The organism is Arthrobacter psychrolactophilus, from assembly GCF_003219795.1.
Classification (GTDB): Bacteria; Actinomycetota; Actinomycetes; order Actinomycetales; family Micrococcaceae; genus Specibacter; species Specibacter psychrolactophilus.
In genome coordinates this window covers 473,523-491,499 of the sequence record NZ_QJVC01000001.1, presented here as the reverse complement: position 1 = coordinate 491,499, position 17,977 = coordinate 473,523, and the positions used below count along the sequence as shown (strand labels likewise).

Genomic DNA, 17,977 nt, shown 5'->3' with positions numbered 1-17,977 from the left:
TTAGCGTCCCACCAAGCTCGAGGCTGCAGCCTCACGCTCAGATTCCTGGATGAGGGCGGGATCGTCGGTGCAGATGCCGTCGGCACCCATGGCGCGAAGTTCGCAGGTGCGCTCCGCATCGTTGACGGTCCATACCCAAGCCTGGAGTCCGGCGTCGTGAATGGTTTGGATGTCAGCCTCGTCCAGGCCGCCTTCCCAGATGGAGACGCCTTCGCCGCCGTTGCTGAGGGCAAAAGCAATGGCGTCGGCCAGACCGCGCCCGGCGAAGGATCCGCCGTCGGAATCATCCGGCAAGAGGCTCCGGACCTTTTCGATGGCGCCGATGCACAGGGGGTAGACCTTGGCGCCGGGAACCCTCTGGCCCAGTTCGGCCAGAGCGTTCCAGTCGGCCGAGGAGGCGAACCAATCCAGCCCGGGGATGCTGGCGACGACGTCGGCCACGGGGGCCACCGCCGCCGCGTCCTTGAGTTCAATGTTGACCCGGACTTTCCCCGCGGCGAGGGTCAGCACCTGGGCGAGTGTCGGCACATACTGGCCGCTGCCGGCGTCCAAAAGACCCAGCTGCCGAGCCGTGAACTCTGAGATGCTGCCGGTGCCGTTGGTGGTCCGGTCAGCGGTCTCGTCGTGAATCACAACAGGAATCTGATCGGCGGAGAGATGGACGTCTAATTCAATGCCGCTCACACCTAATTCGATGGCGCGAGAGAACGCGACAAGGGTGTTCTCCGGCAGGTGGGCAGATGCTCCGCGATGGGCATAAATGTGCATGGTGCGATCCTCAGGGATTGTTCTCGAAAGGGGCGCTACGCGTCTTGGCGTGGGCCCATCGGTTTCAAGAACAAAGCTACGGATCGCACTTCGTGTTCTGGTGGCGGCAAGATGGACGGCAGGCAAACACCGCTTAAATAGTTGCTCCGAAACACAAATAGCCCGCACTCCGCGGCCGAAATCATTGATCTCGGCCGCGAACTGCGGGCTATATGAGAGAAGCTTTAGAGCTCCACGGGAGTGACGCCATACGGCGCAAGTCGCGCCGCTCCGCCGTCGGCCGCGGTGAGGACGATAATGCCGTTAGCGTGGAAGGCCACGGAGTGTTCCCAGTGTGCGGCGCGGGCCTTGTCGGCCGTGACAACGGTCCAGTTGTCCTGCAGCGTGATGGTGTCGAGCCCGCCGCGAACCAGCATGGGTTCGATCGCGAGGCACATGCCGGCCTTCAGCTTGGGGCCGCGGTGCTTGGAGGCGTAGTTCAAGACGTCCGGAGCCATGTGCATGGACGACCCGATGCCGTGGCCAACATAGTCCTCGAGGATGCCGAGCTCCTGGCCGGGCTGTGAGGTCACGTACTCGTCGATGGCGTCACCAATATCGCCAACGTACTTGCCATTGGCCATGGCGGCGATACCGGCCCACATGCATTCCTCGGTGATGTCGCTGAGTCGACGGTCTGCCGGATCCTCATGCTCGGCTCCGCCAACGATCACGCTGCGGGCGGAGTCGGAGTGCCAGCCTTCGACAATGGCGCCGCCGTCGATCGAGACGAGGTCTCCGGGCTTCAGGACGCGTGAGCCGGGGATGCCGTGCACAACTTCCTCATTGACGGAGGTGCAAATCGTGGCGGGGAAATCATAGTAGCCGAGGAAGTTGGAGGTGGCTCCGGCCTTCTTGATCTCGGCGGCGAAGACTGCATCCAGCTCGGCTGTAGTCACTCCGGGTGCGACGGCGGCAACTGTCGCGTTCAGGGCAGCATCCAGGATCAGGCCGCTGCGGCGCATGATGCGCATTTGGTCGATGGTTTTGTATTCAATTTTCTGCTGGCCAAATGCCATGACGAGTCCTTTTCCTCAAAAATGATAGAGGGCTCCTCCCCGATACTGCGGGAAGGAGCCCTCCTTCACAACCCGGCACCATGCGGTGCCGTTGATACTACTTATGACTAGCTAGGCGGTCTAGGCGCCTTTGATGGCGTCCATGATGCGTGCCGTAACAGCGTCCATCTCACCGAGACCGTCAACCTTGGCCAAAATGCCGCGCTCCGCATAGCGGGACACTACAACCTCGGTTTGTTCACGGTAGAGATCCAGGCGGTGGCGGATGACGGTTTCCGTGTCATCGCTGCGACCTGTCTCGAGTGCGCGGCCCAACAAGCGCTTGACGAGTTCTTCGTCGTCGGCCGTCAGCTGCAAGACGATGTCCAAGCTCACGCCAGCGCTGCCCAGGATATCGTCCAGCTCGTCAACTTGGGAGGAGGTACGCGGGTACCCGTCCAAGAGGAAGCCCTCGGCTACATCGCTCTGGGCGAGGCGATCGCGAACCATGCGGTTCGTGACGCTGTCCGGAACGAAGTCACCGTTGTCCATGTACTTCTTTGCTTCCAGACCCAAGGGGGTTTCGCCCTTAACGTTGGCACGGAAGATATCGCCGGTGGAGATGGCAATGATCCCAAGCTCTCCAACGATTCGTTCTGCCTGTGTACCTTTACCCGAACCGGGAGGTCCAATGATCAGCATTCTTGTCATCGCAATAACCCTTCATAGTGGCGCTGCTGGAGTTGCGCATCAATCTGCTTGACGGTCTCCAAACCAACACCAACAATGATCAAGATCGAGGTGCCACCGAATGGGAAGTTCTGGTTGGCGCCAACCACGACCAAGGCGATGAGCGGAATCAAGGCGACAAACGCCAGGTAGAGAGCACCCGGCAGGGTGATGCGCGAAATAACGTACTGCAAGTAATCCTGGGTGGGGCGGCCGGCACGGATACCGGGAATGAAGCCGCCGTACTTCTTCATGTTGTCGGAGACCTCTTCAGGGTTGAAGGTGATCGCGACGTAGAAGTAGGTGAATCCAATGACCAAGAGGAAATACATCAGCATGTAGATCGGGTGATCTCCACGCGTGAGGTAGTTGTTGATCCATTCGACCCAGCCAGGGATATCGGTGCTGTTTGCCGGTGTGGCGAACTGTGCCAGCAAGGCCGGCAGGTACAGCATCGAGGAAGCGAAGATAACCGGGATAACACCGGCCATATTCACCTTGATCGGGATGTAGGTGCTGGTGCCACCCATGGTGCGGCGACCGACCATACGCTTGGCGTACTGAACAGGAACACGGCGTTGTGACTGCTCAACGAAGACAACCAGAGCAACGACAACCAAGCCGATCACGAGGACTGTCAGGAAGGTACCCCAGCCCTGAGTCTTCAAGATGGCTCCGAGGGACGTCGGGAACTGTGCGGCGATAGCCGTGAAGATCAGCAAGGACATGCCGTTGCCGACACCCTTTTCCGTGACGAGCTCGCCCATCCACATGATCAGACCGGAACCGGCCGTCAATGTGATGATCAGGAGCAGAATCGTGATGATGCTGTCGTTCGGAATCAATGCGCCGGGTGAACCTGCGGCGCCACAACCAGCGAAGAGTTGGCCTGAACGAGCAAGAGTCACCAAGGTGGTGGCATTGAGCAGACCCAGGGCGATGGTCAAATAACGCGTGTACTGCGTCAGCTTGGCCTGGCCCTGAGCTCCTTCGAGGTGCAGTTCCTGGAAACGGGGAATCACTACACGCAGAAGCTGGACGATGATGCTGGCCGTAATATACGGCATGATTCCCAACGCGAAAATGGAAACCTGAAGCAAGGCGCCACCACTGAACAAGTTAACCAGCTGGTAGATACCCTGGCTCGTGTCAGCGGCGTTCACGCACTGTTGGACATTTCGGTAATCAATTCCGGGCGATGGGATGAATGCACCCATGCGGAAGATGGCAATAATTCCCAGCGTGAACAACAACTTGCGTCGCAGATCAGGCGTGCGAAAGGCGCGGCCAAATGCGGTAAGCAAGCGTCCTCCTGATGTCTAGTAATGAAGTTGGCTTCTCATGTGAAGCACAAGGAATAATTCTAGTGGGTGATCTAGCTCGCAATGGTACTGTGACGGATAACAATCTTGGATTATCCAAGCTTTCCGAAACATCCGGATAAAACGAAAGACCCCTGGTGAGCGGAACCGGAGCTCCACTCACCAAGAGTCTAGTCGCTAAATGCGCGCATTTATGAACCGTTTAGAGTTCGACGGTGCTTCCACCTGCGGCAGCAATCTTGGCAACTGCGCTGGAGGAGAATGCGTGGGCGGTAACATCAACCTTGACGGTCAAGTCGCCGGTGCCCAGCACCTTCACGGGCTGGTTCTTGCGAACGGCGCCCTTTTCAACGAGTGTCTCGACGGTGACAACGCCACCCTCGGGGAAGAGCTCGTTCAGCTTGTCCAGGTTTACAACCTGGAACTCAACGCGGAACGGGTTCTTGAAGCCACGCAGCTTCGGCAAGCGCATGTGCAGCGGCAACTGGCCGCCGGCAAAGCCAGCCTTAACCTGGTAGCGAGCCTTGGTACCCTTGGTACCGCGACCGGCGGTCTTACCCTTAGAACCTTCACCACGGCCAACACGGGTTTTAGCCGTCTTGGCGCCGGGTGCGGGACGCAAGTGGTGGACCTTCAGTGCATTCTGCTTTTCAACAGTTTCAGTAGTCTTCTCAGCCACTTTACTTCGTCTCCTCAACCTTGATCAGGTGCGGAACCTTGTTGACCATACCAACGGTCACAGCGTCAGCCGAGCGAACAACGGTGTGACCGATGCGCTTGAGGCCGAGTGAACGAAGGGTGTCCTTCTGGAACTGCTTGGCGCCGACGACGCCCCTAACCTGAGTGATTTCCAGATTTTTTTCGGAAACCTGAACATTCTTCGGTGTAGTCATTACAGACCTGCCTTTTGCATATTGCGCAACAGCACGTCCGGAGCAACTTCGTCCAAAGGCAGGCCACGGCGAGCCGCAACAGCCTTAGGATCTTCCAGGCCCTTCAATGCAGCAACGGTTGCGTGAACAATGTTGATGGCGTTTGAGGAACCGAGTGACTTGGACAGCACATCGTGGATGCCAACGCATTCCAGGATTGCGCGAACCGGGCCACCGGCGATAACTCCGGTACCAGCGGCAGCCGGACGCAGCAGAACAACGCCTGCAGCAGCCTCACCCTGGACGCGGTGCGGGATGGTCTTGCCGATCAGCGGAACGCGGAAGAAGGACTTCTTAGCTTCTTCTACACCCTTAGCGATAGCGGCAGGAACTTCCTTAGCCTTGCCGTAGCCAACGCCAACGAGACCGTTGCCGTCACCGACGATTACCAGAGCGGTGAAGCTGAAGCGACGACCACCCTTGACAACCTTGGCAACGCGGTTGATGTTGACAACGCGCTCGATGAACTGGCTCTTCTCAGCCTCGCGTCCACCGTCACGACCGCCACGGCCACGGCCGCCGTCGCGACCGCCTTCGCGGCCTCCACGAGCACCGTCGCGACCGCCACGGCCACGGGCGTTATCGGCGCCTGCAGCAGTTTCAGTCTTCGCGGTTGCACCGTCAGCTGCAGTTGCTTCTGACACAGTGTTCTCCTTGTTGATGTTTTCGGTCACAGTGCCAGACCGCCTTCACGTGCGCCGTCAGCGATAGCTGCAACACGGCCGTGGTAGCGGTTACCGCCGCGGTCGAAGACAACAGCTTCGATGCCTGCAGCCTTGGCGCGCTCGGCAACGAGCTCACCAATACGCTTTGCCTTGGCGGTCTTGTCACCGTCAAATGCGCGCATGTCTGCTTCCAGGGTCGATGCAGATACCAGGGTCAGACCCTGAGTGTCATCAATGACCTGAACGAATACGTGGCGTGCTGAACGGTTAACGACAAGGCGCGGGCGCACAGTCGTTCCGCTAACGCGCTTACGTACACGCAGGTGACGACGGCCGCGTGCTGCGGACTTGGACTTTCCTCGTACGGATAGTGCCATGGTTACTTACCAGCCTTTCCGACCTTGCGGCGGATGATCTCGCCAGCGTAGCGAACGCCCTTACCCTTGTACGGGTCGGGCTTGCGCAGCTTGCGGATGTTGGCAGCAACTTCGCCCACCTGCTGCTTGCTATTACCTGACACGGAGAGCTTTGTGGGGCTCTCTACGGTCAGTGTGATGCCCTCAGGGGCCTCAATGAGGACCGGGTGGCTGAAGCCGAGAGCGAACTCAAGGTCCTTGCCCTTGGCTACTACGCGGTAACCGGTACCAACGATTTCCAGCTTCTTCTCGTAGCCCGCAGTGACACCGATGATCAGGTTCTCAATGAGGGTACGAGTCAGGCCGTGGAGTGAACGCGAGGCGCGCTCATCGTTGGGGCGGCTAACCGTGATGATGTTTTCTTCGAGGACTGCCGTGATGGGGCTGGCGATGGTGAGTTCCAGCGTTCCCTTCGGGCCCTTGACGGAAACAAGGCTGTCTTCAATCTTAACCTCTACGCCGGCAGGCACGGAGATGGGGAGACGTCCAATACGTGACATAAGTTCTTTCCCTTCTCTCTCTACTACCAGACGTAGGCGAGGACTTCCCCACCCACGCCCTTCTTGGCAGCCTGACGGTCGGTCAGCAGACCTGAAGACGTCGACAGGATAGCGACACCCAACCCACCCAAAACGTTGGGGAGGTTCGTGGACTTTGCGTAAACGCGCAGTCCGGGCTTGGAGATACGGCGCAGGCCAGCGATTGAACGCTCACGTGCGGGGCCGTACTTCAAGTCGATGGTCAGCTTCTTGCCAACCTCAGCGTCTTCAACCTTCCAGGCAGAGATGTAACCCTGTGCCTTGAGGATGTCGGCGATGTGGCCCTTAAGCTTGCTAAACGGCATGGACACGGTTTCGTGGTGTGCCGAGTTTGCGTTGCGCAGACGCGTAAGCATGTCTGCGACAGGATCTGTCATTGTCATTTGGGCGCTTGCCCTTCCTCGTAACGGTTTCCTTCGCGTGGCTCCACAGCGTGAAAATTAGATTTCAACGCCGGGTACCCGCAGAACGGACCTTTTACGTAGATTATTTATCTTCGGATTTGAACGGGAAGCCAAGCGCCTTAAGCAGCGCGCGGCCTTCGTCATCGGTCTTGGCTGTGGTCACGACAGTGATGTCCATACCGCGGGGGCGGTCAATGGAATCCTGATCGATCTCGTGGAACATAACCTGTTCGGTCAGACCGAAGGTGTAGTTACCGTTGCCGTCAAACTGCTTGCCACTGAGGCCGCGGAAGTCGCGGATACGGGGCAGAGCCAGCGTGACCAAGCGGTCCAGGAATTCCCACATGCGATCTCCACGCAGAGTTGCGTGGCAACCGATCGGCATGCCTTCGCGCAGCTTGAACTGAGCGATCGACTTGCGAGCCTTAGTTACCTGAGGCTTCTGACCGGTGATGGCGGTGAGGTCACGGACGGCGTGGTCAATGAGCTTGGAGTCCTTAGCGGCATCTCCAACACCCATGTTGACAACGACCTTGACCAAGCGCGGAACCTGGTTGACGTTTGAGTACTTGAACTCCTCAACCAAACCAGCCTTGATTTCCGCTGCGTAGCGGGTCTTCAGGCGAGGTGTGATCTTGGGTGCGTTCTCTGTAGCTACGGCGCTCATGCCAGATCCTTCCCCGAGGTCTTGGCGAAGCGAATGCGTACCTGACGCTCGCGGCCATCGCGCTCAACGGTTTCGATGCGGTAGCCAACGCGGGTCGGCTTCTTCGTGGACGGGTCCACTACTGCAACGTTGGAGATGTGAATAGGTGCTTCGACGATTTCAATGCCACCAGTGTTGGTGCCACGTTCCGTCTGACCGGCCTTGGTGTGCTTGGTGACGCGGTTTACGCCCTCAACCAACACGCGGTTGGTTTCGGTGTAGACCTTCAGGACGGTGCCCTGCTTGCCACGGTCGCCGCCACGTTCAGCCTTGGCGCCTGTGATGACCTGAACCAGGTCACCCTTCTTGATCTTTGCCATAAGTTACAGCACCTCCGGAGCCAACGAGATGATCTTCATGAACTTCTTGTCACGAAGTTCACGGCCAACCGGGCCGAAGATACGGGTACCGCGGGGGTCCCCGTCAGCTTTGAGAATGACAGCTGCATTCTCATCGAACTTGATGTAGGAACCATCCGCACGGCGGCGTTCCTTCTTGGTGCGAACGATGACAGCCTTGACGACGTCACCCTTCTTTACGTTACCGCCGGGAATTGCATCCTTGACGGTGGCGACAATGGTGTCACCGATGCCTGCGTAGCGGCGCCCAGATCCACCGAGAACGCGGATGGTCAAGATTTCCTTGGCCCCCGTGTTGTCGGCGACCTTAAGCCGCGACTCCTGCTGAATCACTAGTATCTCCTGTTCGTCGCGCCGGTTCTTGGCCATAAGCTATCTATGGATAAGCCTTGCGGAACGTATTGTTCGGGATGTCTCTCGACGTGCCTGGATTTTGCCAAAACACGCCTAAACGTTTCATGCCAACTGCACTTTCCACTCCAGTTATGTGCGTGAGAGATCACGCTCTGGAAGGCAGTTTGAAGTGGCACGAGACATTTACGAGTAAATTGCGCACTCAACTGCCGCGACCGTAAACGGTTGCACAGAAAAAGCGCAGCAATAAATAACTTTAGCACGTATGAAGAACTCGAACCACCGCTCTGGCGGGCGCTGGGCGTTACCTTCCCCACGTCTAGTTGCACGGTTGCCGACCGTGTTAAAGCAGTGGGGCCCGTTGCCATGACTGGCAACGGGCCCCACTGTTAGTTCACAAACTCAACACGAGGTTGAAAATGTTTACTTAGCCTTCTCTACGATCTCAACCAGGCGGAAACGCTTGGTTGCGGAGAGCGGGCGAGTCTCGCTGATGACGACCAGGTCGCCGATGCCGGCGCTGTTCTCTTCATCGTGAGCCTTGATCTTCTTGTTGCGGCGAAGAACCTTGCCGTAAAGAGCGTGCTTTACGCGGTCTTCAACCTCAACAACGATGGTCTTATCCATCTTGTCGGAAACAACGTAACCGCGTAGTTTCTTGCGCTCGTTACGGACTACAGTCTCCGCACCAGTTTCGGTGTTGTTTACAGAATCGCTCACTTGGCGTCCTCCTCAGATGTTTCAGCCTTCTTGGAGGCCTTCTTGGCTTCCTTGTCAGCCTTCTTGGAGGCCTTCTCCACAGGTGCTGCAGCAACGACGTCCGGGCGAATGCCCAGCTCGCGCTCACGCATGACTGTGTAGATACGGGCGATGTCGCGCTTTACAACGCGCAAGCGACCGTGGCCTTCCAGCTGGCCGGTAGCCGACTGGAAGCGCAGGTTGAACAGTTCTTCCTTAGCCTTACGGAGTTCTTCAACAAGACGTGCATTGTCGAACCCATCAAGCTGTGCAGGGGCGAGTTCCTTAGAACCAACTGACATCTTTACTCACCACCTTCGCGACGCACAATGCGTGCTTTCAACGGCAGCTTGTGGATTGCCAGGCGCAATGCCTCGCGTGCTACCTCTTCTGATACACCGGAGAGTTCGAAGAGAACACGGCCCGGCTTGACGTTTGCGATCCACCACTCAGGCGAACCCTTACCGGAACCCATGCGGGTTTCAGCAGGCTTCTTCGTCAAGGGACGGTCAGGGTAGATGTTGATCCACACCTTTCCACCACGCTTGATGTGACGGGTCATTGCGATACGAGCGGACTCGATCTGACGGTTGGTTACGTATGCCGGCGTAAGAGCCTGAATGCCCCACTCACCAAACGAAACCGTGGTGCCGCCAGTAGCCTGCCCGGAACGACCCGGGTGGTGCTGCTTGCGGTGCTTTACTCGACGTGGGATAAGCATTTAAGCCTCTCCTCCTTCTACTGCGGGAGCAGCAGCTACAGGAGCCTCAACCGGGGCAGCAGCCTCGGTGCGCTCAGGACGGTCGTTACGACGACGGTCGCCACCGGCGCGAGGGCCGCGGTTTCCGCGGTCATCGCCGTCGCGGCGCGGGCCACGGCCACGTGCAGGAGCAGCAGCTGCCTGAGCAGCCAGTTCCTTGCTCGTAACATCGCCCTTGTAGATCCAGACCTTGACACCAATGCGGCCGAACACGGTCTTAGCTTCGAAGAAGCCGTAATCGATGTTGGCACGCAGGGTGTGCAGGGGCACACGACCTTCGCGGTAGAACTCGGTGCGTGACATTTCAGCGCCACCCAAGCGACCAGCACAAGCGACACGGATGCCCTTGACGCTGCCGGTGCGCTGTGCGGACTGCATAGCCTTCTTCATCGCACGGCGGAAAGCCACGCGAGAAGTGAGCTGCTCTGCGATGCCCTGGGCAACGAGCTGAGCGTCAGCTTCCGGGTTCTTGACTTCCAAGATGTTCAGCTGAACCTGCTTGCCGGTGAGCTTTTCAAGCTCGCCGCGGATGCGGTCTGCTTCTGCTCCACGACGACCGATGACAATACCGGGGCGTGCGGTGTGGATATCCACACGTACACGGTCACGGGTGCGCTCGATCTCAACCTTGGAAATACCAGCTCGGTCCATGCCCGTAGACATGAGTGCGCGGATCTGGATGTCTTCTTTTACGAAGTCCTTGTAGCGCTGACCGGGCTTGTTGCTGTCCGCGAACCAGTGTGAACGGTGGTCCGTGGTGATCCCGAGACGGAACCCGTGCGGGTTTACTTTCTGTCCCACTTAGCGAGCCTCCTCTTTCACGGGGGTAGCGACAACCACGGTGACGTGGCTGGTGCGCTTCTTGATCTGGAATGCACGACCCTGTGCTCGCGGCTGGAACCGCTTCATGGTCGGGCCTTCATCAACGAAGATCTCGCTGATGTACAGATCATTTTCGTTGAACGCGATACTGTCGCGATCTGCCAGAACGCGGGCGTTAGCCACTGCGGACTGGACTACCTTGAATACCGGCTCCGAAGCTGCCTGGGGGGCAAACTTCAAAATCGCCAATGCCTCATTCGCCTGCTTGCCACGAATCAGGTTGACGACGCGCCGGGCCTTCATAGGCGTTACGCGCAGATGACGCGCACTTGCCTTGGCTTCCATTGCTATCTCTCTCTCGTCTTAGCCGTAAATGCAGGCGCCTAGCGGCGCTTGCCCTTACGGTCGTCCTTAACATGGCCGCGGAATGTCCGCGTGAGGGCGAATTCGCCGAGCTTGTGCCCGACCATCGACTCGGTTACAAACACGGGGATGTGCTTGCGACCATCGTGCACGGCGATCGTGTGACCCAACATATCGGGGACGATCATCGAGCGGCGGGACCAGGTCTTAATTACGTTCTTGGTTCCATTTTCGTTCTCCCGAGCTACCTTCACAAAGAGGTGCTGGTCAACGAAAGGACCCTTCTTCAGGCTACGTGGCATGTCTCCAGGCTCCTATCGCTTGTTCTTGCCAGTACGGCGGCGACGAACAATCAGCTTGTCGCTCTCTTTGTTGGGACGGCGGGTACGGCCTTCACGCTTACCGTTCGGGTTAACCGGGTGACGTCCACCGGAAGTCTTACCTTCACCACCACCATGAGGGTGATCGACCGGGTTCATGACAACACCGCGGACGGTCGGGCGTACGCCCTTCCAGCGCATACGGCCAGCCTTACCCCAGTTGATGTTGGACTGCTCAGCGTTGCCAACTTCGCCGATGGTCGCGCGGCAGCGCGCATCAACGTTGCGGATTTCGCCGGAGGGCAGACGCAGCTGGGCGAACTTGCCTTCCTTGGCGACGAGCTGAACCGAGGCACCAGCCGAACGAGCCATCTTGGCACCGCCACCGGGACGCAGCTCCACAGCGTGGATAACAGTACCCACGGGGATGTTGCGCAACGGAAGGTTGTTGCCAGGCTTGATGTCAGCTTCGGGGCCGGCTTCTACGAAGTCTCCCTGGCTGAGCTTGTTCGGGGCGATGATGTAACGCTTGGTGCCATCAACGTAGTGCAGGAGAGCGATGCGTGCGGTGCGGTTGGGATCGTATTCGATCTCAGCAACGCGTGCGTTGACGCCATCCTTGTCGTGACGACGGAAGTCAATCAGGCGGTACTGGCGCTTGTGGCCACCACCCTTGTGACGAGTCGTGATACGACCGGTGTTGTTACGGCCACCCTTTTTGGGCAGGGGACGAACCAGAGACTTCTCCGGAGTCGACCGCGTGATTTCTGTGAAGTCGGCAACGCTCGAGCCACGACGGCCCGGGGTTGTCGGCTTGTATTTACGGATTCCCATAGTTTATTTCCTCGTTAAAGTGGTCTCCGCTTATGAAAGCGGACCGCCGAAGATGTCGATCGTGCCTTCGCGAAGGGAGACAATTGCGCGCTTGGTGCTCTTACGCTGTCCCCATCCGAACTTGGTGCGCTTGCGCTTACCGGCACGGTTGATGGTGTTGATCGTGTCGACCTTGACGGAGAAAATCTTCTCCACAGCCAACTTGATCTCGGTCTTGTTTGAGCGAGGGTCGACCAAGAAGGTGTACTTACCTTCGTCGATCAAGCCGTAGCTCTTTTCCGAGACGACGGGTGCAAGCACTACGTCGCGCGGATCCTTGATGGTGACGGCGCTCACTTGGCGTCCTCCTCAATAGTCTGGGCAGCTTCGCCACCGGCGGGAACAAAGCCAGCGGCCTTGGCTTCCTCAACCGTGGAGAACCAAACCTCGGCCACAGTGGCGTCGTACCAGCGTGAACCAGGCACGTGGTACTTCATGGAGTCCTTGTTGCCCTTGATGGTGCCTTCGGCAGCATCGTCAGCAACGAGGTCTTCAACCAACAGCATGCTGGAAGCGAAAGCTTCAGCAGCGGCACGGCCTGAGACGAAAACGTCGAAGGCAGCCTTGGTGAATACGATGTCATCAGAGACGAGCACGTCGTAGGTATTGAGCTGGTCAACGTACAGAACGTGAAGGTCGGTGATGTTGCGTACGCTCAGTGCAGCAGCGTCGTTGGCGCGCTCAATAACAACGAGCAAGTTCTTGCGCGTCGTGATTGAGGCCAAAGTAGCCTTTGCAGCCTTGGTGGACGGCGTGGTGCCGGCTACCAATTCAGCGACAACGTGGATACGGCCGTTGCGTGCGCGGTCAGAGAGGGCGCCGCGGAGAGCTGCAGCCTTCATCTTCTTGGGCGTACGCTGGCTGTAATCGCGAGGGGTCGGACCGTGGACAACGCCACCACCGGTCATGTGAGGAGCACGGATTGAACCCTGACGGGCGCGGCCGGTACCCTTCTGTGCATGCGGCTTACGGCCTGCACCGGATACTTCGGCGCGGGTCTTGGTCTTGTGGGTACCCTGGCGGGCAGCAGCGAGCTGAGCTACGACAACCTGGTGCAACAGCGGCACGTTGGTCTGTACGTCGAAGATCTCTGCAGGCAGATCAACCTTTACAGTAGCCATTTACTTATGCTCCCTTCACGGCGGTGCGTACGAATACGACCTGGCCGCGGGCGCCGGGAACGGCACCCTTGATCAGCAGCAGCGACTTCTCGGCGTCAACACCGTGAACCGTGAGGTTCATGGTGGTTACGCGCTCGGCACCCATACGGCCTGCCATGCGCATACCCTTGAAAACGCGGCCAGGAGTGGACGCGCCACCGATGGAACCGGGCTTGCGGTGGTTCTTGTGTGCACCGTGCGAGGCCGGAGCACCGTGGAAGCCGTGACGCTTCATGACACCGGCAAAGCCCTTACCCTTTGAAGTGCCGACGACGTCGACCTTCTGGCCGGCTTCGAAGATCTCAACGGAGAGCTCCTGGCCGAGGGTGTAGGTGTCAGCGTCTGCGGTGCGCAGCTCGACGACGTGGCGGCGAGGCGTGACGCCTGCCTTGGCGAAGTGACCAGCCAAAGGCTTGGTTACCTTGCGAGGATCGATCTGGCCGTAGCCGATCTGGATCGCTACGTAGCCATCAACCTCTGCGTTACGCAGCTGGGTGATGACGTTGGAGTCGGCCTGGACGACAGTTACAGGAACAAGCAAGTTGTTCTCGTCCCAGACCTGGGTCATGCCGAGCTTCGTGCCCAGGATGCCCTTAGTGTTTCGGGTCGCGGTCATAGTTTCTCAGCACCTCCCTACAGTTTGATTTCGATGTTCACGTCGGCCGGCAGGTCGAGACGCATGAGCGAATCAACTGCCTTGGGCGTGGGATCAATGATGTCGATCAGACGCTTGTGCGTGCGCATTTCAAAGTGCTCGCGGCTGTCCTTGTACTTGTGAGGCGAACGAATTACGCAGTAAATGTTCTTCTCGGTGGGCAGCGGCACGGGGCCTACTACCGTTGCGCCTGCGCGCGTGACCGTCTCAACGATCTTCCGGGCTGAAACATCAATAACCTCGTGGTCATATGACTTCAGCCGGATGCGGATTTTTTGTCCCGCCATGGCGTCGTGACTCTCTTTCCTGTAACGAAGCATCCTGTAGGAGCGATGCTGTTGACGTAAACGCTGTTTACTTTTCCGGTTCATATGTGGCACTCACAGCCACGCTTCCAACGAACTGAATCCGGATAATTCCGGGTTCCTCAATCCATCGAAGCTCCGACCCCCGCGGTCGGGCGTGTCGCGATCAAATCACGCACGTACCCACACCTATGATGCGAAGGAAGGTTATGTTTGGGCTTTAACTTGGACCCTGCATCGAGCATTATCTCGATCGGGACTCGAAAAAGCACTTGAACAACTCAATAAGTATGCCGGATTCCGCGCCAGAACGCCAATCGGGGGTGGTGTGGGCTTCGTTACCACCGGCAAAAATTGGGTTAAACACTGCCCTCTTGACGCTCGTGAGAAGCTTCAAGGGTGAGCAAAGTCTCAAATAGTGATGGGGTGTCCACTCCCCCGGCGACGCTTTCCCTAGCCTCGCTTCCGTCCCGCAGAGTCAGCGGGCGGTGGATCACTTGGTTTGCGCTGAGTTGGTTTGGAGTCTGGATTGCGCAACTAACGCCCGTGCAGCTACTGCTTCCGCTGCAGGTCGAGCAATTTCTCAGCGCCACTGACTGGGTTCAAAATGTGCTTTGATTTGGCGTTATCTCCGGTGTCGCCGGTGCCTTCGCGATCGTTGCCTACCCGCTCACGGGTGCACTTTCGGATCGCACCCGCTCCCGCTTTGGTCGCCGCCGTCCCTGGATAGCCGCTGGCACAGCCGGCTTTGCATTGTCCCTGGCGGCCCTTGGTGCACAGACATCGCTCTGGGGCATCGGAATCTGCTGGGTTACGGCCAGCACCTTCTTTTGTGTTTTGACCGCAGCTTTGACGGCTGCCATTTCCGATCAGGTACCTGTGAATCAGCGTGGTTATGTTTCCGGCTGGATTTCAGCCCCGCAGGCCATCGGCATCATCGCCGGTCTGGTGCTGGTCACGGCCTTGGGACTGAGTACCGTTGGCAGCTACGCCCTCCTGGCCGCCCTGCTCGTGGCGCTCGGGCTACCGTTTCTGCTGCTGGTGCCCGATCAGGTCTTAGCTGCCGGAGTCATGCCACCTCTGACGGTCAGAAATCTCCTTGAGGGGATGTGGGTCAGCCCCCGAAGCCATCCGGACTTTGGCTGGACGCTTCTGAGCCGCGTCCTGGTTAACCTCGGTAATGCCTTTGGCACCAGTCTCCTGCTCTATTTCTTGATGTACGGGCTCGAAGTAGCGGACGCCGAAGGTTCGCTGATAGTACTGACACTCGTCTACATGATCTTCGTGATTATTGCCTCGCTGTGGCTGGGCCGGCTCTCCGACAAGTGGGGCAGGCGCCGGGCCTTTGTTTTTGCTTCATCGATCCTCCAAGCGGCCGCAGCGCTGATTCTTGCTTTCGTGCCTAGCATGGGCGCGGCCACCTTCGCAGCGGCTCTTCTGGGTCTGGGCTATGGCTGCTTCTTGTCCGTGGACCAGGCTCTGGCCACGCAGGTGCTGCCTGACCAACTTTCACGAGGCAAAGACCTGGGCATCATGAACATTGCCCTGACCGTGCCCCAGGCCTTCGCCCCCATGCTGGGTGCACTGCTTGTCAGCGCCGTTGGCGGCTTCACGCTGTTGTTCCTTGTTTCCGGAGTCACCGCGTTGGCTGGCGCATGGGCTGTCAGCCGGGTCAAGGGCGTCCGATAAGCACCGCACGGCCCCGCCAGAGGGACATCTGCACTCAGCCAGGCCGATCTCACGTCAAGAGCACTATTCGGGATCTGCAATCACCGCATGCGCGCTATCAGGGCCTCGTTCCCGCAGGCCGAGGCGAAGGCCGAAATACGTCGCTCAATCTCGCGCCCTAGCAACCATTCGCCAACGGGATAAGCCAGCCACCGCCAAACTGCTCGAAGAACCACGGCCCAGTAATCATCTTCATGCCGACGTTCCGGCCAGGCACATATGAAACGTACTCACTACCGTGTCCGGTGCGCACCCCTTACCCGCATGTGTGGCACCGCCCTCAAAATGTTGTGAGCGGATGAACGGGTCCCACTGCAGCCGGAGCTCGCCCGTGGTCTGGGAGAGTTCGAACGCGGTGACAGGGTCGAGCTGAACTGTCCGTTCGGCAATGACCGCAGGCACGGCTCAGCCCTCCTGAATTCGGCGCTTGGCGCGCACGAGGCTCACGGTTCCACCAGCTGCCACACCGACGCCAAGATGATGGATCCGGTTCGGAGGGTCCCCACTGGAACTCGGTGCTTGATGGCGGCCAGCGTCCCAGCCGATCGTGCGGCGGCTGCAGCACCGCGGGTAAGGCCTCTCGCCAGCTCGTTGCCAGAGCCGCGCAACCGACATGTCAGATGTTCAGCTAAACCTTAAACAGAAAGGGCCCCAGCCGAAGCTGGAGCCCTTCCTAAAGATCTAAGTAATTAATTACTTGAGGATCTTGGTGACACGACCTGAACCAACGGTGCGGCCGCCTTCGCGGATAGCGAAGCCGAGGCCCTCTTCCATGGCGATCGGCTGGATCAGCACGACTGACATTTCGGTGTTGTCGCCAGGCATAACCATTTCCGTGCCCTCAGGCAAGGTGATAACGCCGGTAACATCCGTGGTTCGGAAGTAGAACTGCGGGCGGTAGTTGGAGTAGAACGGGTTGTGACGACCGCCCTCATCCTTGGCCAAGATGTAGACGTTGGCTTCGAAATCGGTGTGCGGGGTAATGGAACCCGGCTTGACGATAACCTGGCCACGCTCTACGTCTTCGCGCTTGATACCGCGGAGCAGCAGACCACAGTTCTCGCCGGCCCAAGCCTCGTCGAGCTGCTTGTGGAACATTTCGATACCGGTAACCGTGGTCTTCTGGACCGGGCGGATACCAACGATTTCAACTTCAGAGTTGATCTGAAGCGTTCCACGCTCGGCGCGGCCCGTAACAACGGTTCCACGACCGGTGATGGTGAAGACATCTTCAACCGGCATCAAGAACGGCTTGTCCTTGTCGCGGATCGGGTCCGGAACGTTGTTATCAACAGCGTCCATCAGGTCCTCAACGGACTTGACCCATACGGGGTCGCCTTCCAGAGCCTTCAGGCCGGAAACGCGGACAACAGGTGCCTCGTCGCCGTCGAAGCCCTGTGAGGAGAGCAGTTCGCGAACTTCCATTTCGACCAAGTCGAGGAGTTCTTCGTCATCAACCATGTCGGACTTGTTCAGTGCGACCAGCAGGTAGGGAACGCCAACCTGGCGAGCCAACAGAACGTGCTCGCGAGTCTGAGCCATCGGGCCGTCAGTTGCAGCAACTACCAAGATAGCGCCGTCCATCTGAGCAGCACCGGTGATCATGTTCTTGATGTAGTCAGCGTGACCGGGGGCGTCTACGTGTGCGTAGTGGCGCTTCTCGGTCTGGTACTCAACGTGGGAGATGTTGATCGTGATACCACGCTGGCGCTCTTCCGGCGCCGAGTCGATGGAACCGAAATCACGCTGCTCGTTGAGATCCGGGTACTTGTCGTACAGTACCTTGGAAATGGCAGCAGTCAACGTGGTCTTACCATGGTCAACGTGACCGATGGTGCCGATGTTAACGTGCGGCTTGGTCCGCTCGAACTTTGCCTTTGCCACAGGTTCCTCCTAGAAACATTTAGAAAACTTACTCTCAGTGACGCTGTTCGCCTCTGAAATCAAAATAAGTCTACTGGGGGCTTTTGATATTTAAGAAATTGGTTCAGATTGGGTCGCATCTAAAACATGCGTAAAAGA

The 17,977-nt window shown here is 58.4% G+C and carries 27 protein-coding genes; 1 reads left to right on the top strand and 26 read right to left on the bottom strand.

The genetic code is table 11. The features are described from left to right. From CVS30_RS02330 to rpsJ, 24 genes are all read right to left on the bottom strand, one after another. Positions 1-768, bottom strand: coding sequence for a glycerophosphodiester phosphodiesterase (locus CVS30_RS02330; RefSeq protein WP_110483685.1), 768 nt, complete (start codon positions 766-768; stop codon positions 1-3). A 224-nt stretch (positions 769-992) separates the two neighbouring features. Further along, positions 993-1,826: a type I methionyl aminopeptidase gene (map, locus tag CVS30_RS02325; protein ID WP_110483684.1), complete on the bottom strand. Its 834-nt coding sequence runs from the start codon at positions 1,824-1,826 to the stop codon at positions 993-995. A gap of 120 nt (positions 1,827-1,946) precedes the next feature. Continuing rightward, positions 1,947-2,507 (bottom strand): adenylate kinase, encoded by a 561-nt coding sequence (locus CVS30_RS02320; RefSeq protein ID WP_181419665.1) that lies wholly within the window; start codon positions 2,505-2,507, stop codon positions 1,947-1,949. Between the two features lie 5 nt (positions 2,508-2,512). Beyond that, complete coding sequence (secY, locus tag CVS30_RS02315; protein ID WP_110483682.1) at positions 2,513-3,838, bottom strand: preprotein translocase subunit SecY; 1,326 nt, start codon at positions 3,836-3,838, stop codon at positions 2,513-2,515. Positions 3,839-4,058: 220 nt separating this feature from the next. After that, complete coding sequence (gene rplO / locus CVS30_RS02310; RefSeq protein ID WP_110483681.1) at positions 4,059-4,535, bottom strand: 50S ribosomal protein L15; 477 nt, start codon at positions 4,533-4,535, stop codon at positions 4,059-4,061. A gap of 1 nt (position 4,536) precedes the next feature. Continuing rightward, a complete protein-coding gene (rpmD, locus tag CVS30_RS02305; protein ID WP_110483680.1) occupies positions 4,537-4,749 on the bottom strand; it encodes a 50S ribosomal protein L30 in 213 nt (70 codons plus the stop codon). Next, positions 4,749-5,432 (bottom strand): 30S ribosomal protein S5, encoded by a 684-nt coding sequence (rpsE, locus tag CVS30_RS02300; RefSeq protein WP_181419657.1) that lies wholly within the window; start codon positions 5,430-5,432, stop codon positions 4,749-4,751. The genes rpmD and rpsE overlap by 1 nt, the downstream gene beginning before the upstream one ends. A gap of 26 nt (positions 5,433-5,458) precedes the next feature. Beyond that, complete coding sequence (gene rplR, locus CVS30_RS02295) at positions 5,459-5,830, bottom strand: 50S ribosomal protein L18 (RefSeq protein WP_110483678.1); 372 nt, start codon at positions 5,828-5,830, stop codon at positions 5,459-5,461. 2 nt (positions 5,831-5,832) lie between these two features. Next, positions 5,833-6,369, bottom strand: coding sequence for a 50S ribosomal protein L6 (rplF, locus tag CVS30_RS02290; protein ID WP_110483677.1), 537 nt, complete (start codon positions 6,367-6,369; stop codon positions 5,833-5,835). 23 nt (positions 6,370-6,392) lie between these two features. Continuing rightward, a complete protein-coding gene (rpsH, locus tag CVS30_RS02285) occupies positions 6,393-6,791 on the bottom strand; it encodes a 30S ribosomal protein S8 (RefSeq protein WP_110483676.1) in 399 nt (132 codons plus the stop codon). A gap of 103 nt (positions 6,792-6,894) precedes the next feature. Further along, the gene (gene rplE, locus CVS30_RS02280; protein WP_110483675.1) at positions 6,895-7,479 is read right to left on the bottom strand and encodes a 50S ribosomal protein L5; all 585 of its coding nucleotides are present in this window, start codon (positions 7,477-7,479) and stop codon (positions 6,895-6,897) included. Continuing rightward, the gene (gene rplX, locus CVS30_RS02275; protein ID WP_110483674.1) at positions 7,476-7,838 is read right to left on the bottom strand and encodes a 50S ribosomal protein L24; all 363 of its coding nucleotides are present in this window, start codon (positions 7,836-7,838) and stop codon (positions 7,476-7,478) included. Before rplX ends, rplE begins: the two co-directional genes overlap by 4 nt. Before the next feature lie 3 nt (positions 7,839-7,841). After that, positions 7,842-8,210, bottom strand: a complete 369-nt coding sequence (rplN, locus tag CVS30_RS02270; RefSeq protein ID WP_062286641.1) for a 50S ribosomal protein L14 — start codon at positions 8,208-8,210, stop codon at positions 7,842-7,844. Between the two features lie 444 nt (positions 8,211-8,654). Further along, a complete protein-coding gene (gene rpsQ / locus CVS30_RS02265; RefSeq protein ID WP_044576439.1) occupies positions 8,655-8,951 on the bottom strand; it encodes a 30S ribosomal protein S17 in 297 nt (98 codons plus the stop codon). Further along, positions 8,948-9,271: a 50S ribosomal protein L29 gene (gene rpmC / locus CVS30_RS02260; RefSeq protein ID WP_110483673.1), complete on the bottom strand. Its 324-nt coding sequence runs from the start codon at positions 9,269-9,271 to the stop codon at positions 8,948-8,950. Before rpmC ends, rpsQ begins: the two co-directional genes overlap by 4 nt. A gap of 2 nt (positions 9,272-9,273) precedes the next feature. Continuing rightward, positions 9,274-9,690, bottom strand: a complete 417-nt coding sequence (gene rplP, locus CVS30_RS02255; protein WP_110483672.1) for a 50S ribosomal protein L16 — start codon at positions 9,688-9,690, stop codon at positions 9,274-9,276. Continuing rightward, a complete protein-coding gene (rpsC, locus tag CVS30_RS02250; protein ID WP_110483671.1) occupies positions 9,691-10,530 on the bottom strand; it encodes a 30S ribosomal protein S3 in 840 nt (279 codons plus the stop codon). Further along, a complete protein-coding gene (gene rplV, locus CVS30_RS02245; RefSeq protein ID WP_110483670.1) occupies positions 10,531-10,896 on the bottom strand; it encodes a 50S ribosomal protein L22 in 366 nt (121 codons plus the stop codon). It abuts the gene before it with no gap. Between the two features lie 38 nt (positions 10,897-10,934). Continuing rightward, positions 10,935-11,216, bottom strand: coding sequence for a 30S ribosomal protein S19 (gene rpsS, locus CVS30_RS02240; RefSeq protein ID WP_038464689.1), 282 nt, complete (start codon positions 11,214-11,216; stop codon positions 10,935-10,937). Between the two features lie 12 nt (positions 11,217-11,228). Beyond that, a complete protein-coding gene (gene rplB / locus CVS30_RS02235) occupies positions 11,229-12,068 on the bottom strand; it encodes a 50S ribosomal protein L2 (protein ID WP_110483669.1) in 840 nt (279 codons plus the stop codon). A 30-nt stretch (positions 12,069-12,098) separates the two neighbouring features. Next, the gene (rplW, locus tag CVS30_RS02230) at positions 12,099-12,404 is read right to left on the bottom strand and encodes a 50S ribosomal protein L23 (protein WP_044576426.1); all 306 of its coding nucleotides are present in this window, start codon (positions 12,402-12,404) and stop codon (positions 12,099-12,101) included. Continuing rightward, entirely contained in the window at positions 12,401-13,228 is an 828-nt protein-coding gene (gene rplD, locus CVS30_RS02225; RefSeq protein WP_110483668.1) for a 50S ribosomal protein L4, sunset domain variant, read from the bottom strand. The genes rplW and rplD overlap by 4 nt, the downstream gene beginning before the upstream one ends. A 4-nt stretch (positions 13,229-13,232) precedes the next feature. Continuing rightward, positions 13,233-13,883 (bottom strand): 50S ribosomal protein L3, encoded by a 651-nt coding sequence (gene rplC / locus CVS30_RS02220; RefSeq protein ID WP_110105556.1) that lies wholly within the window; start codon positions 13,881-13,883, stop codon positions 13,233-13,235. A gap of 17 nt (positions 13,884-13,900) precedes the next feature. Then, on the bottom strand, positions 13,901-14,209 hold the full coding sequence (gene rpsJ, locus CVS30_RS02215; protein ID WP_038464699.1) for a 30S ribosomal protein S10: 309 nt from the start codon (positions 14,207-14,209) through the stop codon (positions 13,901-13,903). Positions 14,210-14,854: 645 nt separating this feature from the next. On the opposite strand from rpsJ, the gene CVS30_RS02210 reads away from it, so the two are divergent. Further along, positions 14,855-15,916 (top strand): MFS transporter, encoded by a 1,062-nt coding sequence (locus CVS30_RS02210; RefSeq protein WP_281268061.1) that lies wholly within the window; start codon positions 14,855-14,857, stop codon positions 15,914-15,916. A gap of 231 nt (positions 15,917-16,147) precedes the next feature. Here the strand turns inward: CVS30_RS02210 and CVS30_RS18450 are convergent, their stop codons facing one another. Next, a complete protein-coding gene (locus tag CVS30_RS18450) occupies positions 16,148-16,357 on the bottom strand; it encodes a hypothetical protein (RefSeq protein ID WP_306418752.1) in 210 nt (69 codons plus the stop codon). 291 nt (positions 16,358-16,648) lie between these two features. Then, positions 16,649-17,839, bottom strand: coding sequence for an elongation factor Tu (gene tuf, locus CVS30_RS02200; RefSeq protein ID WP_110483667.1), 1,191 nt, complete (start codon positions 17,837-17,839; stop codon positions 16,649-16,651). Positions 17,840-17,977: the final 138 nt, after the last annotated feature.

Bases quoted from the DNA above. Each gene is read 5' to 3' on its own strand.
- CVS30_RS02330 (WP_110483685.1), bottom strand. From the start codon at position 768: ATGCACATTTATGCCCATCGCGGAGCATCTGCCCACCTGCCGGAGAAC.
- rplC (WP_110105556.1), bottom strand. From the start codon at position 13,883: ATGACCGCGACCCGAAACACTAAGGGCATCCTGGGCACGAAGCTCGGC.
- rplP (WP_110483672.1), bottom strand. From the start codon at position 9,690: ATGCTTATCCCACGTCGAGTAAAGCACCGCAAGCAGCACCACCCGGGT.
- rpsS (WP_038464689.1), bottom strand. From the start codon at position 11,216: ATGCCACGTAGCCTGAAGAAGGGTCCTTTCGTTGACCAGCACCTCTTT.
- rpsJ (WP_038464699.1), bottom strand. From the start codon at position 14,209: ATGGCGGGACAAAAAATCCGCATCCGGCTGAAGTCATATGACCACGAG.
- rplE (WP_110483675.1), bottom strand. From the start codon at position 7,479: ATGAGCGCCGTAGCTACAGAGAACGCACCCAAGATCACACCTCGCCTG.
- rplB (WP_110483669.1), bottom strand. From the start codon at position 12,068: ATGGGAATCCGTAAATACAAGCCGACAACCCCGGGCCGTCGTGGCTCG.
- rpmC (WP_110483673.1), bottom strand. From the start codon at position 9,271: ATGTCAGTTGGTTCTAAGGAACTCGCCCCTGCACAGCTTGATGGGTTC.
- rplR (WP_110483678.1), bottom strand. From the start codon at position 5,830: ATGGCACTATCCGTACGAGGAAAGTCCAAGTCCGCAGCACGCGGCCGT.
- rplX (WP_110483674.1), bottom strand. From the start codon at position 7,838: ATGGCAAAGATCAAGAAGGGTGACCTGGTTCAGGTCATCACAGGCGCC.
- rpsH (WP_110483676.1), bottom strand. From the start codon at position 6,791: ATGACAATGACAGATCCTGTCGCAGACATGCTTACGCGTCTGCGCAAC.
- rplV (WP_110483670.1), bottom strand. From the start codon at position 10,896: ATGGAAGCCAAGGCAAGTGCGCGTCATCTGCGCGTAACGCCTATGAAG.
- CVS30_RS02320 (WP_181419665.1), bottom strand. From the start codon at position 2,507: ATGCTGATCATTGGACCTCCCGGTTCGGGTAAAGGTACACAGGCAGAA.
- rpmD (WP_110483680.1), bottom strand. From the start codon at position 4,749: ATGACTACACCGAAGAATGTTCAGGTTTCCGAAAAAAATCTGGAAATC.
- rplF (WP_110483677.1), bottom strand. From the start codon at position 6,369: ATGTCACGTATTGGACGTCTCCCCATCTCCGTGCCTGCCGGCGTAGAG.
- rplD (WP_110483668.1), bottom strand. From the start codon at position 13,228: ATGGCTACTGTAAAGGTTGATCTGCCTGCAGAGATCTTCGACGTACAG.
- map (WP_110483684.1), bottom strand. From the start codon at position 1,826: ATGGCATTTGGCCAGCAGAAAATTGAATACAAAACCATCGACCAAATG.